The sequence below is a fragment of the uncultured Draconibacterium sp. genome (assembly GCF_913060805.1).
In the GTDB taxonomy this organism is placed as follows: Bacteria; Bacteroidota; Bacteroidia; order Bacteroidales; family Prolixibacteraceae; genus Draconibacterium.
Window position 1 is genome coordinate 24,030 of sequence record NZ_CAJXTC010000039.1, and the last position, 21,655, is coordinate 45,684.

Below are 21,655 nucleotides of genomic sequence, written 5' to 3' on the forward strand. Positions count from 1 at the left end.
AAAAAGAAATTTAAAGAGGATGATTAAGTTACTGACAGCACTTTTTGTTTTTGTTTTAATAAGTACCGGAGCAGGGGCCGAAAATGGTCACAAGCTGTGGCTGAGAGCCAATAGCACTATCCCGGTTGAAGTGAGGTGTTCAAAAAAATCGCCTACCATCGACATTGCAATTAACGAACTAAAGAATGGTTGGCAGGGAAAAGCCGGTGAGCTTGTTGAGTTGAAGATAGTAAAAGATGAACTGTTGGAAAACGATGGTTTTCGTATAAACGATAAAAGTATACTAGCCAAAACTGACGCAGGCTTACTTTACGGCGCTTTTGAAATTTTACGCAGGCAACAAAGCGGTGAACCAATCGCTGACGAAATTGTAAATCCGTCGTATAATTTGCGTATACTAAACCATTGGGATAACCTGGATGGAAGCGTTGAACGGGGGTACGCCGGACGTTCCATTTTTTGGCGTGGAATCGATTCGCTGGAAGTTACTTCAGGCGATTTAAACCTTTGGAAAGAATATGCCCGGGCCAATGCTTCGGTAGGAATTAATGCATCGGTGCTTGACAATGTAAATGCTTCACCATCCGTATTAACAACACCTGTTTTGGAGCGGGCAAAAGCTGTTGCCGATGTACTGCGCCCTTACGGAATAAAAACTTATCTGGCTGTTAACTTTGCTTCGCCTGAAGTAATTGGTGGCCTTGAAACTGCAGATCCTCTCGATCCTGCTGTAAAAGCCTGGTGGAAGGAGAAAGTAAAAGAAATATATACGTTAATTCCCGATTTTGGTGGTTTCCTGGTTAAAGCGAACAGCGAAGGACAGCCCGGACCGCAAAACTTTGGGCGAAACCACGCCGATGGTGCCAATATGATGGCCGAAGCGCTCGAACCATACAACGGTATTGTAATGTGGCGTGCGTTTGTTTATGATCCATCGGATGAAGACCGTGCCAAACAAGCGTACAATGAATTTATGCCACTGGATGGACAATTTCATGATAATGTGATCATTCAGGTAAAAAACGGTCCTATCGATTTTCAGCCACGCGAACCGTTCAGCCCCTTATTTGGAGCAATGAAAAAGACAACCGTGATGCCCGAATTGCAGGTTACAATGGAATATTTGGGACAGTCGGTGCATCTGGTTTTTCTGGCTACCATGTGGGAAGAATTTCTAAAAAGCGAAACCTGGCAGGAAGGTGCAGGCAGTAAGGTTGCCCGTTGCACCGATGGCAGTATTTTCAATCAGAAATACAGCGCTATTGCGGGCGTTGCAAACATCGGGCTCGATGCCAACTGGTGTGGTCACGATTTTGCTCAGGCCAACTGGTATGCTTTTGGGCGGCAAGCCTGGGATCATTCGATCAGCAGCGCACAAATAGCCGATGAATGGTTGAAACTTACTTTCGGGCCACAAAATATTGATAAAGAAACAAGCTCTTATGACCTGGAGTGGAATCTGTCATTTTTACAACCCGTGAAACAAATGATGCTCAACAGTCATGAAGCTACTGTTAATTACATGATGCCTTTGGGGCTTCATCATATTTTCTCGGCGCACGCACATTATGGACCAGGTCCATGGTGGGCTCCGCATGGTATGCGTGCTGACTGGACTCCACCGTATTATCATCAGGCCGATTCGTTGGGAATTGGATTTGATCGTACGGCTTCAGGCAGCAATGCAATTAGTCAATACCACGAGCCGCTTGCCGGCCAGTTAGCCGACCTGAATACCTGTCCCGAGGTGTATTTGCTTTGGTTTCACCATGTTTCGTGGGATCATAAAATGAAAAATAACAGAACGCTTTGGAATGAGCTATGCAATCGGTATGACGAAGGAGTGAAACAAGTGCGCGAATTTCAGCGGGTTTGGGACAAAGCAGAGCGTTTTGTCGATGCCGAAAGATTTGCAGCCATTCAGCATAAACTTACAGAACACAGCATGAATGCACAGGAATGGAAAGACGCCTGTTTGCTGTATTTTCAGCAATTCAGTAAACAACCGATCCCTTATGAACTGGAACGGCCATTATATAACCTGGATGAGCTGCTCGAACGTGACAGACAGCGGGTAAGGCAAAGTCAATAGTGAGAATCTGTAAAAATAATTTTACCAAAAACCTAATAAAATCAATATGACTAAAATAGAAAAACGTAAACAACACCGGTCAGTCAGACAAAAGTTGAAGAATGGAATTTTGGCTTTATTTCTGATAGGTGGTTCATTTGCAGTTTACGGACAAAAAATGAAGGTCACTGAACTGGAGTATTTTGAGAAAACGGGTGTAAATATCCTTGTTTTTAGCAGTGAATACAATGGAATGTTCTTTGATGAAAAAACTGCCGCCATTGAGATTATACAGCATGGAATGCGCACTTCAACAGGTGGGGCGGTACGTCTACAGAATACACCCGAACAATGGGATTTAGTGCCTAAACTAATCGATCGTAAAGTAAATCGTGAAAACAATTCGATAGAGGTTACTTTGCGTTATGAGGAGCTTGATTTTGAATCGAAGCTAATTGTTACAGCAAAAGACGAGGGTGTAGAAATTAATGTATTTCTGGATGAACCACTTCCTGAGAAATTGCAAGGGAAGGCAGGATTTAATCTCGAATTTCTGCCATCAGCATATTTCGAAAAGATGTATTTAATGGATGGTAAACCCGGAACGTTTCCCCGTTACCCTTCTAGTGATACAAAAATAGAACCCGGAAGCAATAAAATACACCAATTTGAAGGACATACCACTTTCGATGATAGGGGAAAAGACGAGTTTATTGTTCCCTTTCCTTTAGCACGCGGAAATACATTGGTAATGGCTCCAGAGGATACAGAACGACTAATAAAAATTAAGAGCGAAACCGAGCTGATGTTGTTCGATGGCCGGAATGTAGCGCAAAATGGTTGGTATATAGTGCGTAGTTTACTCCCCTCGGATAAAACAGGAAAAGTATTAAGCTGGTACCTCGAACCCAATGCGATAGACAACTGGGTGCGTAAGCCTGTAGTTGGCTTTTCGCAGGTTGGTTATGTCCCCAATCAGGAAAAAGTGGCAGTAATTGAGCTTGATAAAAACGATGCACCCCTAAAAACAGCTTCATTATTGCAAATAACAGAGGAGGGCGATTTTGTAGAAAAATTGAGAGGTGAAGTAAAAGTCTGGGGAGAATACATGCGATACAACTATGCCAAATTTGACTTCAGTGAGATAAAAGAACCTGGAATTTACTGCATTCAATACGGCGATCAAAAAACAAATACATTTTCGATCGATTCGGATGTTTACAACGATATCTGGCAGCCTACTTTCGATGTGTGGTTTCCGGTGCAAATGGATCATATGCAGGTGAATGAAGCTTATCGAACCTGGCACGGTGAACCCTATAAAGACGATTGTTTACAGGCTCCGCTAAACCATCTGCATTTTGATGGTTACCAGCAAGGACCAACTACCGATACAAAATACAAACCGTTGGAACGAATCCCCGGAATGGCCGTTGGCGGATGGTTCGATGCCGGTGATTTTGATATTCAGACCGGTTCGCACAACAGCGTAATAAATGATTTTGTAGGATTATGGGAACAATTTGGTGTTGACAGAGATCAAACATATATTGATCAGAAGACACACTATGTAGATATCCATCGCCCCGATGGACAGCCAGATGTGTTACAGCAAATTGAACATGGTGTGTTAAACCTTGTGGCACAAGTAGAAAATATTGGTCACCCGGTTAGAGGAATCATTGTGCCAAATTTGCACCAGTATCACCACCTTGGCGATGCAATGACTGAAACCGATAACCTGCCATACAATTCTGAATTAGGACCTTTCGAAACCGACGGTGTTTCAAGCGGAACAATGGACGACCGCTGGGCTTTTACCAACCGCAGTTCGTTTTTGGATTACCAAACGGCGGCAACTTTAGCAGCTGCAAGCCGGGCACTAAAAGGTTACAATGACCTACTAGCCGGCAAATGTTTGAAATATGCTGTAAAACTTTTGGAAGAGGCAGACGAAGCCATAAAAAACAACAGCGATACCAGCGAAAGTTGGATGAGAATGATGGCGCGTGGAGCGGATTTAAGTACTGTTCTTGAGCTATACATTACTACAAAAGAGAAAAAATACCGCGATCGTTTTGAAGAAAAACTATGGACAATTCTTGATCAACCAACAGGCAATCGCGATTTTGGTCAGATGTTTTTTGCCAGTAGAAGTCTGAACCCTGCATTAAAAGCCATTCCATACATGGATGGAGCTTACAAAACAAAACTCAAAGGCTACATTGTAAAATACAAAGAGTCCTTGGAAGCAATGGAGGAAAATAATCCCTATGGTGTGCCGATTTCTGCCAGTGGGTGGGGTGGTAGCGGAATGGTTGTAAATGCTGCCATTACTAATTACCATGCACATAAAGCTTTTCCCGATGTGATTGATAAAAAATATGTTTTTAAAGGACTGAACTTTATTTTTGGTTGTCATCCGTATTCAAATATCTCGTTTGTAAATGCGGTAGGAACAAAATCAAAAAAAGTAGCATACGGAAATAACAGGGCCGATTTTACAACCATTGCCGGCGGTATTGTTCCAGGATTATTGTTACTAAAACCCGATTTTTTTGAGAACAAAGACGACTGGCCATTTTTATGGGGCGAAAATGAAGTAACCATTGGCGGTTCAGCTGAATATATTTTCCTTTCACATGCTGTTATCGACCTTGTAAGTAATTAAATCGCTAAAACCATTTAAAATGAATATCAGAAAATATTTTACCCTTGCCTTTTTCGTTAGTGTATCGATGCTTTCGTGTTGGGCTCAAAATCCCATAATCAGAGATCAGTTTTCGGCCGATCCTACGGCACGAGTAATAAATGGAAAGGTTTATGTTTTTCCTTCACACGACATCCCGGCCCCGCCCAATAAAAACCTACGAGAGAATTGGTTTTGTATGCCCGATTATCATGTGTTTTCATCAGAAAATCTTAGCTATTGGACCGACCATGGTGTAATTGTAAGCCAGAATAAAGTGGCCTGGGTTGATTCTTCCTCATACAGCATGTGGGCTCCTGATTGTATCGAGCGTAACGGAAAATATTATTTCTACTTTCCGGCCAATAAAAATGTAGCGGGCCCCAACGGCCGCAAAGGTTTTGGAATTGGAGTGGCCGTTGCCGATAAACCTGAAGGTCCTTACATTCCAGAGGAAAATGCGATTGAAGGTATTTTTGGTATCGATCCAAATGTTTTGATCGACAAAGACGGACAAGCTTATTTGTATTATTCGATGGGCAACATATATGTGGCAAAACTAAAAGAGAACATGACGGAACTGGCTTCGGAGCCGGTTGCCATTGCCAATTTGCCCGAAAAAGGGTTGAAGGAAGGACCATTTGTTTTTGAACGAAACGGAAAGTATTACCTCACATTTCCGCATGTTGAAAACAAAACCGAACGACTGGAATATGCCATGGGCGATAGTCCCGAAGGCCCGTTTACCATGACCGGAGTGATTATGGACGAATCGGAAACAGGATGCTGGACCAATCATCATTCGTTGATCGAATACAATGATCAGTGGTATTTGTTTTACCACCATAACGATTATTCACCTCATTTTGATAAGAACCGATCGGTGTGTATCGACAGCCTGTTTTTTAATGCCGATGGAACGATTCAAAAAGTTATTCCAACAAAACGAGGTGTAGGTGTAACCCCGGCATCCGGTAAAATTCAGCTCGACCGTTACAGCGCAATAAGCGAAAATGGCGCAACAATAGCTTTTAACGATACCACAAATACTTTCGCAGGTTGGAAAACCACGCTGGCCAATGAAGGTGCATGGATTTCATACAACGCTGTAAACTTTGAAAAGAAAAAGACTGGAAAAGTAGTGGTGAACGCAGGTGCTTTAAACGGTGGAATAGTTGAATTGAGAATTGATGCAGTGGATGGCCCTGTTCTGGCTGAAATAAATGTGCCAGAAAGTAAAAAAATGACTGTGTCGAAAACAAAAATAAACAAAGTTGAACCCGGTATCCATAATATTTTTGTGGTGGCGGCCAATGATAATCCGGTGGAGATCGACTGGATAAGTTTCGAATAGAACATAAGTAAATTCCACTATTAAAAAGAGGCCTAACAACCTGAAAAAATGAAGATATTTGTATTTTTAATATTCACAGCCTTTTGCGCCTGTGTACAACAGCAGCCTGAAGATAATACGCTGCTAAAGCTGCGTTATGATAAACCCGCTGAACGATGGGTTGAAGCACTTCCGGTTGGAAATGGCCGTTTGGGGGCGATGATTTACGGAAACCCTGAAAACGAAATAATTCAGTTAAACGAGAATACCATTTGGGCTGGACAACCCAACCGAAACGATAATCCGGATGCCAAAGCATCATTAAAAAAGGTGCGTCAGTTGATTTTCGATGGAAAATACAAAGAAGCACAGGATCTTGTTAATCGTGATTTTATTACCAAAAAATCGCATGGAATGCCTTATCAAACGGCGGGGAATCTGAAGTTGACTTTTGACGGGCACCAAAATGTTAGCAACTATTCGCGCGAACTGAACCTGGAAACGGCTGTAGCTACATCGTGCTACCAGGTTGGCGAAGTAAACTATAAAACAGAGATATTTTCATCTTTCCCAGATCAGGTAATGGTTGCACGTATTTCTGCCGATAAATCAGATGCTTTGAATTTTTCGGCGACACTAGACCGGCCTTCAAAAGTAACGGTTACAACAAACGGCATTGACGAGTTGGTTATGACAGGGTTTACCGGTAGTAATGACGGTGTTAAAGGTGCGGTAGAATTCGAAACCCGGGTAAAAATAATAAACGATGGTGGTGAACTGGTAGCCGATGAATCGGTACTTACCGTGAGGGATGCAAAAGCGGCTACCATTATAATTTCAATGGCCACCAATTTTAACAATTACAATGATATTAGTGGGAACGCCAACGAGCGTGCAACCCAATATTTGCAGGCAGCCATTCATAAAAAATACGAGGATTTATTGTATGATCATATTGCAGATTACCAGAGCTACTTTAAACGTGTTGATCTTGATTTGGGGACAACCGAATCGGTACACAAAATGACGGACGTACGGGTGGAGGAATTTGCATCTACCGACGATCCGCAGCTGGTGGAGCTCTATTTTCAGTTTGGCAGGTACCTACTTATTTCATCGTCGCGTCCGGGTGGTCAACCTGCCAATTTGCAGGGGATTTGGAACGACCAGTTAATGCCACCATGGGACAGTAAATACACGGTAAATATTAATGCCGAAATGAATTACTGGCCATCGGAAATCACCAACCTGAGCGAATTAAATGAGCCGCTGGTTCAGATGGTAAAAGAGCTATCGGAAACCGGCCAAAAAACCGCTCAGGATATGTACGGAGCCAATGGTTGGGTACTCCACCATAATACCGATATCTGGCGTATTAACGGGCCAATTGATGGCGCTACCTGGGGCATGTGGCTAATGGGCGGTGCCTGGTTGTCACAGCATCTTTACGATAAATATGCTTTTAACGGAGATACAGAATACCTGAAAAGTGTTTACCCGGCCATGAAAGGGGCAACATTATTTTTCCTCGATTTTTTGATTGAAGAACCTGAAAATGGCTGGCTGGTGGTTTCTCCTTCTGTGTCACCTGAAAATACCCCGGCGGGGCACGGATCAAACATTACAGCCGGAACAACAATGGATAACCAGCTGCTTTTCGATTTGTTTTCGATAACGGTTAAAACCGCTGAAGTTTTAGGAACTGATACGGCCTTGGTAGAAAAAATTAGGGCCACCATGCAGAAACTGGCCCCCATGCAAATTGGAAACTGGGGCCAACTTCAGGAGTGGATGTACGATTGGGATAATCCAAACGATCATCACCGGCACGTATCACATTTGTACGGACTTTACCCTTCGAACCAAATATCGCCCTTTCATTCGCCCGAATTATTTGAGGCTGCACGCACTTCGTTAGTAGCCCGCGGCGACGAATCAACTGGTTGGTCGATGGGATGGAAGGTAAATCTATGGGCACGTTTGCTCGATGGCGATCATGCCTACAAACTAATTACCGATCAGTTAAAACCGGTTTCACGTGCAGGCCGAAGAATGAGCGGTGGTACATATCCAAACTTGTTTGATGCACACCCACCTTTTCAGATTGATGGGAACTTTGGTTGCACAGCAGGAATTGCGGAAATGTTAATGCAAAGCCAGCACGGAGCCATTCATTTGCTTCCGGCACTTCCATCAAAATGGAGTAAGGGATCGGTGAGCGGATTGGTGGCTCGCGGAGGTTTTGAAGTGGGTATTAAGTGGAAGAGTGGCGAAGTACAAACTGCAGTGGTTCGATCAAAACTGGGTGGAAATTGCCGAATTCGTTCTTATGTTCCATTAACAGGCGACGGTTTGGTAGAAGCTAACGGCGAAAATCCAAATCCGTTTTATTCCATTCCTAAAATAAAAGAGCCAAAAGTAAATACGGAAGATGTGAAACTGCCGGAGTTAAGAAAAGTATATGAGTATGATTTGGAAACAATTGCTGGTCAGGAAATACTTCTTATAAGATTATAAAAATGGGAAAGAGAAGACAACTTAAAAACTATGATAAATAGAGAAATGGTAAGAACACTATGTTGCTTTTTTATAGTATTGCTGCTGTTCCCGGCAACTAGTATATTGGGGCAGCAAAAAGAAGAAAAACAAGGAGCCTATTACACCGGTGAGTACCCAAACTTTTTTGCCGAAGCGGGATATGCGCAAAAAGATATCGATGAGAAATTGAAACAAGCTTATCACGATCTTTTTGAGGGACCTAACCGTATTTATTTCGAGGTTGAAGATTCGCTGGCTTATGTTTCTGATATTAAAAATAATGATGCACGAACCGAGGGGCTTTCGTATGGATTGATGGTGGCAGTCCAGTTGGATAAAAAGGAAGTGTTTGATAAACTTTGGCGATGGAGTAGAAAATATATGCAGCATCAGTCAGGATCGCGCGAAGCCTATTTTGCGTGGAGTGTTAATCCGGAAACCAACCGTCAAAACTCCGTAGGATCGGCATCAGATGGAGAGTTGTATTTTGTAACCTCACTGTTGTTTGCATCAAACCGATGGGGCAACGATACCGAAATTAACTATTACGCTGAAGCGCGCCGAATATTAGATGCCATGTGGGAAAAAGACGGCTCCGAGAGAATACATCACATTATCAATGTTGAGCATAAACAAATTAGTTTTGTTCCCGAAGGGGATGGGTACAACTGGACCGACCCATCGTATCATGTGCCGGCGTTTATGGAAGTGTGGGCTGATTTTGCCAATGACGGACACGAACAGTTTTATCGCGATTGTGCCGATACTGCGCGGGCTTTTCTTCATCGCGCCTGTCATCCTGTAACCGGATTGAATTACGATTATACCAATTTTGATGGTTCGAAGCATGATGCCCGCTGGATGCCTCAGGCATTTCGGTACGACTCGTGGCGGGTACCTATGAATATCTCCATGGACTACATTTGGTTTGGCAAAGACAAAAACTGGCAGGAAGATTATGCCGGCCGGTTTCAGGGATTTTTGAGATCGCAGGGAATTAACGATTTTGTTGACCAATACAACCCTGACGGTACAAAACCAGAATGGATACTTCAGGCAGGTGGTTTCAGAAAACTACGTCATTCGCTAGGATTAATTTCTACTTCGGCAACACTTTCGATGGTTGATGATGTTGATCCTGAATTTGATTTTGTACATAAACTTTGGAACGCCAGACTAGAACCGTACAACGATGGATATTTCGATCCTTATTACGATGGCCTGCTCTACCTGTTCAGTTTAATGCATCTGAGTGGGAATTATAAGGCAATTTTACCTGAGAATCCATAATAATGAGGCTAAGATACTTTGAACCTGAATTATAATGAAATAAATAAATAATAATGACAAAAATGAAATTAACACTGGCCTTTTTATTTGTAATTAGTACAAGTATACTTTACGGGCAAACTACAATTACTCTGTTTCCCGATCAGGCGGAAACTAAAATAAACAAGGAAATATATGGCCATTTCGCTGAACATCTCGGACGTTGTATTTATGGCGGTATATATGTAGGAGAAAACTCTGATATCCCAAATACCAGAGGATTTCGTGATGATGTGACCGGTGCCCTTATCGATATGAAAATACCTTTATTGCGTTGGCCGGGAGGTTGTTTTGCTGATACCTACAACTGGAAAGATGGTATTGGACCTCGCGAAGAACGTCCGTCAATGGTAAATGTACACTGGGGCAATGTTACAGAAGATAACAGTTTTGGTACCCATGAGTTTCTTGAGTTTTGTGAATTGATAAATGCCGAACCTTATATAAATGTGAATGTTGGATCGGGGACTGTGCGTGAGGCTTCGGAATGGATTGAATACGTTACTTCTTCAAACATTAGCCCAATGACCGATTTGAGAAAGAAAAATGGTCGTGAAGAACCATGGGAGGTGAAATATTGGGGAATAGGTAACGAAAACTGGGGTTGTGGAGGAAATATGACACCTGAATATTATGCCGATGTTTACCGGAATTTTGCCTCGTATGCAGGTGGTGCAGAATATAAGATTGCCTGTGGTGCAAGTGATTTTGACTACAACTGGACTGATGTGTTGATGTCAAAAATGCAAAGTAAAAAAAATCTGATGCAGGGATTATCATTACATTATTATACCGTTACCCATGACTGGGCTAAAAAAGGCTCGGCTACTGATTTTGATGAAGAAGAGTGGTTCACAACCTTAAGCAAGACCTTATTAATGGACGAGCTTATTCAAAAGCATTCTACCATAATGGATAAATACGATCCTGAGAAACGGGTTGGATTAATAGTCGACGAGTGGGGAAACTGGTTTGATGTAGAGCCCGGAACCAATCCTGGTTTCCTTTATCAACAAAATACTTTGCGCGATGCTTTGGTGGCAGGTATAAACCTGAATATTTTTAATAATCATGCAGATCGCGTTAAAATGTCGAACATAGCACAAACCATTAATGTACTGCAATCTGTTATTCTTACCAAGGATGATGAAATGGTGTTAACACCAACCTATTATGTCTTTAAAATGTACAGCGTTCATCAGGATGCAACTTTAATTCCTGCCAATATAAAATCTGGAAAGTACGAAATAGAAGGAAAATCGATACCAACAATTAATGCTTCAGCATCAAGCAAAAATGGAGTGGTGTCAATTACATTATGTAATCTCGATCCTAATAAAAGTGAAAATATTGTAATTTCTGTACCACAGGGTGAATTTGCATCAGCAAGTGGACAGGTAATTACCGCTGAAAACATGAATGATTTTAATGATTTTGGCGAAAGAGAATCTGTGAGTCTTATGGAGTTTAACGTGCCAAAACCGAAGGATGGAAAACTCGCTATCGAGCTACCTTCAAAATCGGTAGTGCTCATACAAATGAAATAAGGCAACATAGATTGATTATTTGATAGTTTAGTAAAAAGGAAGCTGTTGAGCTTCCTTTTTTTACTGGTGTTAAAAATGTAATTATAGAATTTGGTAGTCAGGAAACGTTAATTTAGAAGACAGAATACTGAAATTACATAAGGTTTTAATAGATCAATATGTAATGCGAATGGTATAACATATCAATAGAGGCAGAACAAATCTTTATGACTTGAAAGAGTATCAAATTAATTATGATTGGCCTAACAAGTTTTTGTTTATTCTTCCTAAATTTTTATATTTCCTCTGTATAATAGTGCAAAATCATGAATTCAAGAAAATACTGTTTTATCCATTTTATTTTCATTTTTCTCAATTGTGTGGCCTTTATTGCCACTGCAGAAAATTCAATTCAGTTCTATAACCTGAATGAAGAATACGGTATTTCAATTCGTGAAACCAATCAGGTTTGTGAAGATGAAGATGGTTTTATTTGGATCTCTTCCAAGGTTGGTATTGTGAGATATTCAAGAGATGATATTCGAACGTATCAAATACCATATGATACAGAAGATATTATTTCTGTTGGTATGGAATATACTAACCATACACTATATGTATACACTAATAATGGACAGGTATTTGTTTACAATAATATTCAAGACCGTTTTGATCTTATCACAAATATTTCCAGACAATTAGAAAACCCTCATGTATTGATTAATAAAATGTTAGTTGATTCGGCAGGTACAGTTTGGGAAGCGAGCTCTTTTGGATTGATGCGTTATAATAACAACGAAGGACTTTCGATTCATTTAAAGGATCAAAATATTCAATTTATTGAATGGTTAGATAATCATCGCTTCTATTATGCTCTCGCAGGTGTGATTGGGATTTTTGATATAAATACTTTAAGCTCGGAAGAGTATTTTATCTTTCCTGAAGAATCTAATTTCTATATTTCATATATTGAGTACGATCAAGCTGAAAAAACTTTATGGCTGGGAACTTTTGGGGATGGCTTGTATTGCCTGAAAGAAGAAAACGGCCAACAACGTTTAACGGCTGTTAAAGCTATTCCCAATCAACCAGTTCAGGCGATAAGTCCAATTTCCGAATCAGTGTTCCTGATCGGAATTGATGGCCAGGGAATATGGGAAGTTGATAAAAAATCACTGGAAGTATTATCTGTTTATAAGGAAGACTCTGATAATCCAAATTCATTAAAAGGAAATGGAGTTTATGATGTCTTTTGCGATCGCAATAAAAGAGTATGGATTTGTACGTATACGGGGGGAGTTTCATTTTTTGATCAGGCAAGTAGCTCGGTTGTAACTAAGATATCACATGTGGTTAATAACGAAAATTCATTAGTAAATAATGATGTCAACAGTGTACTGGAAGATCGTAACGGCAACCTTTGGTTTGCCACCAATAATGGTATCAGCTTTTGGAACACAAAAACCAGGAAATGGAAATCATTCTATCATAATAAGGAACAACATGCCCAGGTTTTTCTTGCACTTTGTCAGGATTCGTTTGGAAGAATATGGGCTGGTTCTTATTCTTCAGGTATTTATATTCTGGATGGAAATACCGGAAAAGAATTAAGGCATTTGAGCCAGGAAAACACTGAGGGCAATTTTGCTGGTGATTTTGTTTTTAACATGATCGAAGACCAAAAGGGAGATATTTGGATTGGTGGTGTTCGGGGCGATTTGATAAGATATAATTACACAAATGACACTTATCAATCATTCCCGAATTATACAATTTATATGATAATTGAATACGGACCTGATAAATTATTGATGGGAACAACCTATGGATTGTTACTCTTTGATAAAACTACCGGTAGCCATGAAGTTCTGGTCGAAGGTTTTGTGGTATCTGACCTTTATCTGTCGGAAGATATAGTTTGGATTGGAACCAATGGTAATGGTGTGATCCGTTATAATTTAAATAATAAGTCTACACAGTATTATACAATAGATAATGGCCTGCCCAGTAATTTCGTAAATAGTATTGAGTACGCAAAAGGATACTATTGGATAGGTACTGAGCTAGGGTTATGTCGATTAAATGAAACCGATCAGACTATATTAACCTTTAACTCATTGTTATATCTTAGTAATGTGTCTTTTAATCAGGATGCACAATGTCTCCTAAAAAATGGAGACTTGATTATGGGCTCAAATAAAGGTGCTTTAATGTTTGACCCAGATGATTTAAAGCTAAACCCGGAAGAAGGTCGGATTTATGTTCAGGATATTTCTGTATCAGGAAGATCAATTCGTGACATTAAAGATTTGAAACCTTCGGTGCCTCTTAATGAGCTTAAGGAAATTAGCCTTAAATATTTTCAAAATACGATAGGCTTAGAACTTATACCTCTTGGAGTTACTTCTCCTGGTGCAAAATTTTCATGGAAGATTGATGGTTTGGATCAGGAATGGAGTAAGCCGGTAGACAACCGAATTTTATCTTACTCTAATCTTCCATACGGATCATATACCATACAAATACGTATGTTCGATAATTCCAGAACCGGCATAATTGCCGAACGCCTAATTGTGGTGAAAATCATTCCGCCTTTCTGGAAAACGGTTTGGTTTACCCTAATTGTAATATTCTTTGTTGTTGGTTTGGGGATTTTCGGTGTTTATTTTTACATTGATAGGTTAAAGAAAAAGCACTCGGAGGAGAAAATCAGGTTTTTTGCTAATACTGCTCACGATATACGTACGTCGTTGACGTTGGTTAACGGACCAATAGAAGAATTAAATAAAGATTCGGGATTAAGCGATAGAAGCATGAAATACCTTCATTTGGCTACCGAACAGGTTCATCGCTTATCGATGGTAGTGACTCAATTGCTAGATTTTCAGAAGGTAGATGTTGGAAGGGAAAGAATGGCATTAAACTTTGTTGATATTGTTAAGACCGTAAAAGACAGGGTGATGATGTTTGAGGCTTATGCTAAAAGTCGAGAAATTGACCTGATCTTCAGAGTAAATTGCGATAAGTTTGAAACATCTGTTGATGAACGAATGATACAGAAAGTAGTTGATAATCTTATTTCCAATGCCATAAAGTACTCAAACCCAAATTCGCGTGTAAATATTGAGCTCAGATGTGCATCTGCAAAATGGATTCTTGAAGTCCAAGACAGTGGTATTGGAATCACCAAAAAGGCTCAAAAAATGTTGTTCAAGGAATACTACCGTGGAGAAAATGCTATCAACTCCAAAATAGTTGGTTCGGGAATTGGCTTGCTATTAGTTAAAAATTATGTTTCCATGCATGGTGGTAAGGTTACATGTTATAGCCAATCTAATGTTGGATCCACATTCTTAGTAACTATTCCCTTTATTCAGAAGGATGTCTCGGAAAGGAAAAAAGAATCAGCTTCTCTATCTGTTGAAGAAAATGTTTTCAAAACATCAAAAATTAATCCTTTAACAGAGAAGCAGGCTGCAGATAAAAGAGGGAATAAAATGACTGTTTTAATTGTCGAAGATCACGAATATCTAAGAGAGTTTCTTCAATCAGCTATGCAAGATCAGTTTAATATTTGTCTGGCAGAAGATGGCGAAGAGGCATGGAAAATAATACAAAAGAAGCATCCAGATCTAATTGTTTCTGATATAATGATGCCCATAATGGATGGTTTTGAATTGTGTGAAAAGGTCAAATCGAATTTTGAAACTGCACATATCCCAATAATCTTATTAACTGCCCTAGCGGGAAAAGCACAACAATTGCACGGATTGGGGATAGGTGCAGATGATTATCTTACCAAACCTTTTGATGTTAGTTTACTTCAACAAAGAATTAGATCAATTCTAAAAAACCGCGAGATTATTAGGGATAAGGCCTTGAAAATGATTAAGGCAGACGAAGGAGCAATTATTTTAGAAAACGAACTAAATGACAAGTTTCTAAAGCGTCTAATTGAGATTGTTAATGATAATATAGGTAATGTTGAGTTTACTAGAGATGATTTTGCTGAAGCAATGAATATGAGCCCTTCACTACTTTATAAAAAAGTCAAATCTCTTACTGACCAGTCGCCATCAGATTTTATAAGGATTAAGAGGCTAAATCGTGCCTACGAATTATTACAATCAAAGAGATATACCATAACCGAAGTGAGTGAACTATGTGGATTTAGTAGTATCGGTTATTTTAGTACTATTTTTCGTAAACATTTTGATAAATCACCTTCCCAGGTTGAATAATTGAAAGGAAACCCCCGTTTATATATCACTACATATTTTAACCCAAAATATGTAAAGTCAGATGTCATATAATTAAGACTCCATTTAAAATCGCGTTTCATATTATGTAAAAATACACGCGTTTTTTTAAATCTACACTCCCGATAGTTCGGATCAAACAAAAAAACTAAGGAAATTATGAATTTTGTAAGTTGTTTATGTTGAATGAGATATGAGTGTAAGGTCCGAGTTTTATCTTAGACTACAAATCAAATATCTTAAAACAGAAGACTCCAAATATGCATGATTCTACATTTGGAAAATGGATTGTTGGAGAATTACTGTTTCACTTCAACGATAGCAAAGTTAAAAATAAACTAATGTAGTAATTGAACTAAACGGTGTAAATAATGATGCGTAGCTATTCTGGAATAACGCTTTTATGTGTATACCTGAACTTATTCTGTTCTTATATACTAAAATCTGTCAATTCAAATTCAATACTAGAACAGCTGGATATGGACTCCAATCGTTTCATCTTACAATCCAGATATTTCTTTCGGAACTGTCATTCTGAATATTTATGGAGAATTTATTCGTGGATTACAGAGATGACACTGCCATTCGACTACCTAAACGAATGGAGATACTATAATGTGTATAAGATTACATGTCGATAGTAAAGTATACTAGCTTTTCAAGTCATAATTTAATCACTTAATCAATATTATTTTAAACGTAAAAAGAACATCTTATGAGGAAAAACACTTATGGACATTCTGTCCTTCATTATTTCTATTCAAGTATTCATTCTTTGCCTTAACAGGGCATTATGGATCAGAGTCAATAAAATCAACATCTAATAAAATTTAGAACTCTTTTGTCAATTTAATAGAGAATATAATGAAACACAGAATTAATTTATCATCTCAAAAAGCTTTGTCAGCTTTGATGAAGAACTACTTGATAAAAACGCTGGTAGTTTTACTTGGGATTTTTATCAATTTATCGTTGTTTGCTCAGGATACCAAGACCATAACGGGGACGGTTGTTGATGAGCAAGATAATCCGGTAATTGGTGCTACAGTAATCGTTAAAGGTACGCAAATTGGTGTGCCAACCAATGTAGATGGAGAATTTGAGCTGCAAGTTCCAACTGATAAGGAGATACTGGTGATCTCGTTTATAGGAATGGAGCCACAGGAAATTAACATTACTAACCAAACTAAACTGGAGGTTGTACTTGCATCATCGAGCGTACAATTGGAGGAGACTATTGTTGTTGGTTACGGCCAGCAAAAGAAGGAGAGTGTTGTTGGGGCGATCACTCAAACAACGGGTGAAGTGTTGCAGCGTGCAGGTGGTGTTACCGATATCGGAATGGCATTAACAGGTAATCTGCCGGGTGTAATTACCATTAACAGCTCGGGTATGCCGGGCGAGGAAGATCCTCAAATTATTATTCGTTCGGCTAGTTCGTGGAACAACAGCGACCCATTGGTATTGGTTGATGGTGTTGAACGCCCGATGAGCGGAGTAGATATGAACTCGGTTGAGTCGATTTCTGTTCTGAAAGATGCTTCGGCAACAGCAGTTTTTGGTGTGAAAGGAGCAAACGGTGTTATCCTGATTACTACCAAACGTGGTAAAGAAGGATCTGCTCGTATTGATGTTTCGGCCAACATGACCATGAAGGTGCCATCGAAACTACCAAACAAACTCGATTCGTACGATGCTTTAATGGCGAGGAACTATGCTATTGAGCACGAGTTGGGTGTTTCTCCTGATTCATGGGGATATATGACTCCGCAGGATATTATTGAAAAATACCGCTACCCGGCTGATTTGGCAGAGGCCGAGCGTTATCCTAATGTCGACTGGCAGGATGTATTGTTTAAAGATTATGCCATGTCGTATAACGCAAACGTAAACGTATCGGGAGGTACCAAATTTGTAAAATATTTTGCCTCGGCAGACTTTGCCAACGAGGGCGACCTTTTTTATGTTTTCGATAACGGAAGGAACTACGAATCAGGATATGCTTATAACCGTATTAATGTACGAAGCAACCTTGATTTCCAACTTACAAAATCTACGGTTTTCCGACTGAACCTGGCAGGATCTAACGGTCAGAAAAAAACACCGTGGGGACAAACCAATTCGGGCGACTGGGCTGTTGCGCAGCAGTGGGCCGGTGCTTATAATATCGCCCCTGATGTGTTTTTGCCACAATATTCTGATGGATCATGGGGATTTTATCCAAACATCTCCAATGTTTCCAACTCGGCTCAAAACCTGTCGCTTTCAGGAACCATGCTTTCAACAACCACACAAATCAACACCGACTTTATTCTGGAGCAGGAGTTGGATTTTATAACTAAAGGCTTGAAGTTTCGTGGTGCCATTTCTTGGGATAATACTTTCCTGGAGAATAACAGGGGTATTAATGACCTTTACAACGATGCACAGCAAAAATGGATCGATCCAGCAACTGGTATTGCTACATATAAAAAGGAATATGAGAATAACAATAAATTCGATTTCCAACAGGGCGTGCTATGGAATACCTCTGCTGGTTCTGTTCAAAACTATGCAACACAACGTAACCTGGAATATCAATTACGCTTAAACTGGGATCGTCAGTTTGGCAACCATAGTATTACTGCAATGGGTATGTTTAGCCGTAAAGAACGCGCACAAGGAAATGTGATTCCTTCTTTCCGTGAAGACTGGGCATTCCGTACTACATACGACTATAAATCGCGCTACTTTTTAGAGTATAATGGTGCTTATAACGGATCAGAAAGATTTTCCAAAGACTATCGTTTTGCCTTTTTTAGTTCGGGAGCAATTGGCTGGATGGTTTCTGAAGAATCATTTATGGAAAATGTCGAATTCCTGGATATGTTAAAACTGAGGGCTTCGTATGGTGAAATTGGTGATGATAATATCAATGGCCGTTGGTTGTACCTTACACAATGGGCTTACGGGGGTAACTCATCTCTCGACTTAAATCAGGGAACCAGCCCTTATGACTGGTACCGTGAATCAACAGTTGGAAACCCTGATGTACGCTGGGAGACAGTTAAAAAGTTTAATGCGGGTGTAGACTACGCTTTCCTTGACGGGCTACTGGCCGGTAGCATTGAATATTTCCGCGATAACCGTGTTGATATTCTTATTAACGGGGGCGATCGTTCGGTACCAGCTTATTTTGGACCGACACCTCCAACAGCTAACCTCGGAGAGGTAGAAACCAATGGGTACGAAATACAACTGCGTATAAATAAAGTATTAAATAATGGCGTTCGTTTGTGGGGCGACATGAGTATGACGCACGCGGTAAATGAAATTATTGAAAGAGACGACCCTGCCTTATACGAAGATTACCGTAAACAGGCCGGTTATAGTCTTGGACAAACACGAGCTTATGTTGATGCAGGTTATTTTAATACCTACGATGCATTATACGGTAGCCCGATGCACGATACCAACGATCCGTACAAAGTACCGGGAGACTATTATATCCTCGATTTTAATGCCGATGGTATTATCGATAGTAAAGATCAGATTCCTTATGGATACGCTGGATCTCCGCAAAATACCTACAATGCCACAGTTGGTGTTGAGTGGAAAGGTTTTAGCGCATTTGTACAGTTTTACGGGGTTAATAATGTAACACGTAACGTACCGTTAACCAGTTTCGGAAGTAAGCTGAATACTGTTTACGATTTCGGAACGTGGTGGTCGCAAGAAACACCAAATGCAGATGTAACTGTTCCGCGTTGGTTGTCAGAACCTAGTTATAATAATGGTACACAGTACTTGTTCGATGGTTCGTATGTTCGATTGAAAAATGCTGAATTAGCTTATACCATTAACGGCGGTTGGATCAATACAATTGGTTTCCGTACCCTGAAGATATTTGTTAATGGTAACAACTTGTGGGTATGGTCAAAAATGCCTGATGACCGCGAATCAAACTTTGCAGGTTCGGGTGGACAGGGAGCCTACCCAACTATGAAACGATATAATTTAGGAATAAGATTTACACTATAATTATGAGTACAATGAAAAATATACATAAGACGCTTTTGAAGAGTGGTGTACTGATCATCATGTTATTGGGGCTCTTTTCCTGCGAAGATTACCTGGATAAAGCACCCGAATCGATCGTATCGGAGGAGGTAGCGTTTAGTAATTTTACCAATTTCCAGGGGTATATTGAGGAGATTTACAACTGTATCCCTGATAAAGAAAAGAAATACTGGACTACCTCGTGGAACTGGGGTGACGATGAGCTGTTTAACCTTGAAGGTAGCTGGCACATGACCAATCAGGTTGATATTGGTAACTTCTGGGCATGGCAAAACAATGCCGGTACATGGCTGGACGATGACAATGCGAATCCAACTTCTACAAACAAATTTGATCATGGATTATGGGCACATGCCTGGTATTGTATCCGTAAAGCTAATATGGGCCTCGAGAATTTGGACCTACTTACTGTGGCAACACAGGAGGAAAGAGATTACATTGAAGGGCAGCTTTACTTTTTCAGAGCATGGTGGCATTTAGAAATGATGCAATATTTCGGTGGCCTGCCATATGTTGATCAGGTATTGCCTTCAGGTGAAAAATTAACTTTACCACGTTTAAGTTACCAGGATTGTGCAGACAAAGCCGGGGCCGATTTAAGAAAAGCTGCCAACTTATTGCCAATTGACTGGGACGAAACAACAGTTGGTAAAAACACGCTGGGTAAAAACCAGTTACGCGCCAATAAAATTATGGCTTTGGGTTACCTGGGTAAAAACTATTTGTGGGCTGCAAGTCCGTTAATGAAAAACGGTGCAGAAACAGGCGGTGCCAATACCTATAACTACGACGAAGATTATGCACGCAAAGCTGCCGAAGCTTTTGGTGAGTTGCTGAACCTTGTTGAAGGTGGGCAAACACAATATGCATTGGTAGATTTTGATTATGAAGACATTTATAATCATAAAAAATCAAGCGGTGTTGAAACCAAGTACAGCGATATGTTCTATACTACGGGCCAAAACTGGTTAATGCCGGGGTCTACAGAAGCTATTTTCCGTGGTCCTTCAACCGATTACAATGGTAGTAACTGGAACACCACAAAAACTTTCGGACCAAAAGTTAAAGGTCTGGTGGAACACGATAATATTATCCATCATCCTACAGCCAATTACGTGAAGAATTACGGTATGGCCAACGGTTTGCCATTGGATGATCCGGAATCAGGTTTTGATCCTGAATATCCTTTTAAAGATCGTGATCCACGTTTCTATCACGACATTGTTTTCGATGGATTTAAATACGTGAATGCAACAATGCCTGCAGATATGGAATACTTGCGTTACACAGGTTTGGCAACAAACGGAACGATGCGTAATCCTGCCGATGGTAGTCGTACCGGTTATTTTATTCAGAAACTGGTACCACATACCGCAAATAAATACGACGGAGCTTATAACTGGAGTTTTAACCTGCATACCTACCTGCCATACATGCGCTTAGGCGATATTTACACCATGTATGCTGAAGCATGTGCTGCGTTTGGTGGTGCTACAGGGAAAGCATCGAATTTCGCAAAAACAGCTGAAGAGGCCCTTAACACGCTTCGCGACCGTTGTGGAGCCGGACATGTTGCTGCCTCGTACACGGCAAGTCGCGAAAAATTCATCGACGAAGTTAGACGAGAACGTGCTGTAGAGCTTTCATTCGAAGGTTTCCGCTTTAACGACTTACAACGTTGGTTGTTGCTTACCGAGTATCCTTACAATGTAAAAACTTCTCAAGAGTTTGACCGGGTAGAAGACCCTGATTTCTACGAGAACAACGACCCAAGAGATGCAAGGGTAGCCAACTTTAGAGAAGAAGTCATTTTAACACGTCAGTTTGGAGTTAAACACTACTGGTTCCCGC

The 21,655-nt window shown here is 40.3% G+C and carries 9 protein-coding genes; all 9 read left to right on the forward strand.

Translation table 11 applies throughout. From position 1 onward, the window contains the following. Positions 1-19 precede the first annotated feature (19 nt). Complete coding sequence (locus QZ576_RS18830) at positions 20-2,092, forward strand: alpha-glucuronidase (RefSeq protein WP_297099922.1); 2,073 nt, start codon at positions 20-22, stop codon at positions 2,090-2,092. Positions 2,093-2,138: 46 nt separating this feature from the next. Continuing rightward, a complete protein-coding gene (locus QZ576_RS18835; RefSeq protein ID WP_297099926.1) occupies positions 2,139-4,742 on the forward strand; it encodes a glycoside hydrolase family 9 protein in 2,604 nt (867 codons plus the stop codon). Between the two features lie 19 nt (positions 4,743-4,761). Continuing rightward, the gene (locus QZ576_RS18840; RefSeq protein WP_297099929.1) at positions 4,762-6,114 is read left to right on the forward strand and encodes a family 43 glycosylhydrolase; all 1,353 of its coding nucleotides are present in this window, start codon (positions 4,762-4,764) and stop codon (positions 6,112-6,114) included. 48 nt (positions 6,115-6,162) lie between these two features. Then, on the forward strand, positions 6,163-8,610 hold the full coding sequence (locus QZ576_RS18845) for a glycoside hydrolase family 95 protein (protein ID WP_297099932.1): 2,448 nt from the start codon (positions 6,163-6,165) through the stop codon (positions 8,608-8,610). Positions 8,611-8,640: 30 nt separating this feature from the next. After that, a complete protein-coding gene (locus tag QZ576_RS18850) occupies positions 8,641-9,921 on the forward strand; it encodes a glycosyl hydrolase family 8 (RefSeq protein WP_297099934.1) in 1,281 nt (426 codons plus the stop codon). A gap of 53 nt (positions 9,922-9,974) precedes the next feature. Continuing rightward, the gene (locus QZ576_RS18855; RefSeq protein ID WP_297099937.1) at positions 9,975-11,507 is read left to right on the forward strand and encodes an alpha-N-arabinofuranosidase; all 1,533 of its coding nucleotides are present in this window, start codon (positions 9,975-9,977) and stop codon (positions 11,505-11,507) included. Positions 11,508-11,812: 305 nt separating this feature from the next. Next, positions 11,813-15,727 carry a two-component regulator propeller domain-containing protein gene (locus QZ576_RS18860; RefSeq protein ID WP_297099940.1) on the forward strand — a complete coding sequence of 1,305 codons (3,915 nt, stop codon included), beginning with the start codon at positions 11,813-11,815 and terminating at the stop codon, positions 15,725-15,727. Between the two features lie 882 nt (positions 15,728-16,609). After that, on the forward strand, positions 16,610-19,765 hold the full coding sequence (locus QZ576_RS18865; RefSeq protein ID WP_297099943.1) for a TonB-dependent receptor: 3,156 nt from the start codon (positions 16,610-16,612) through the stop codon (positions 19,763-19,765). Positions 19,766-19,776: 11 nt separating this feature from the next. Next, positions 19,777-21,655, forward strand: a 1,879-nt coding sequence (locus tag QZ576_RS18870) for a RagB/SusD family nutrient uptake outer membrane protein (protein WP_297099946.1), incomplete at its 3' end; no start/stop codon positions are given.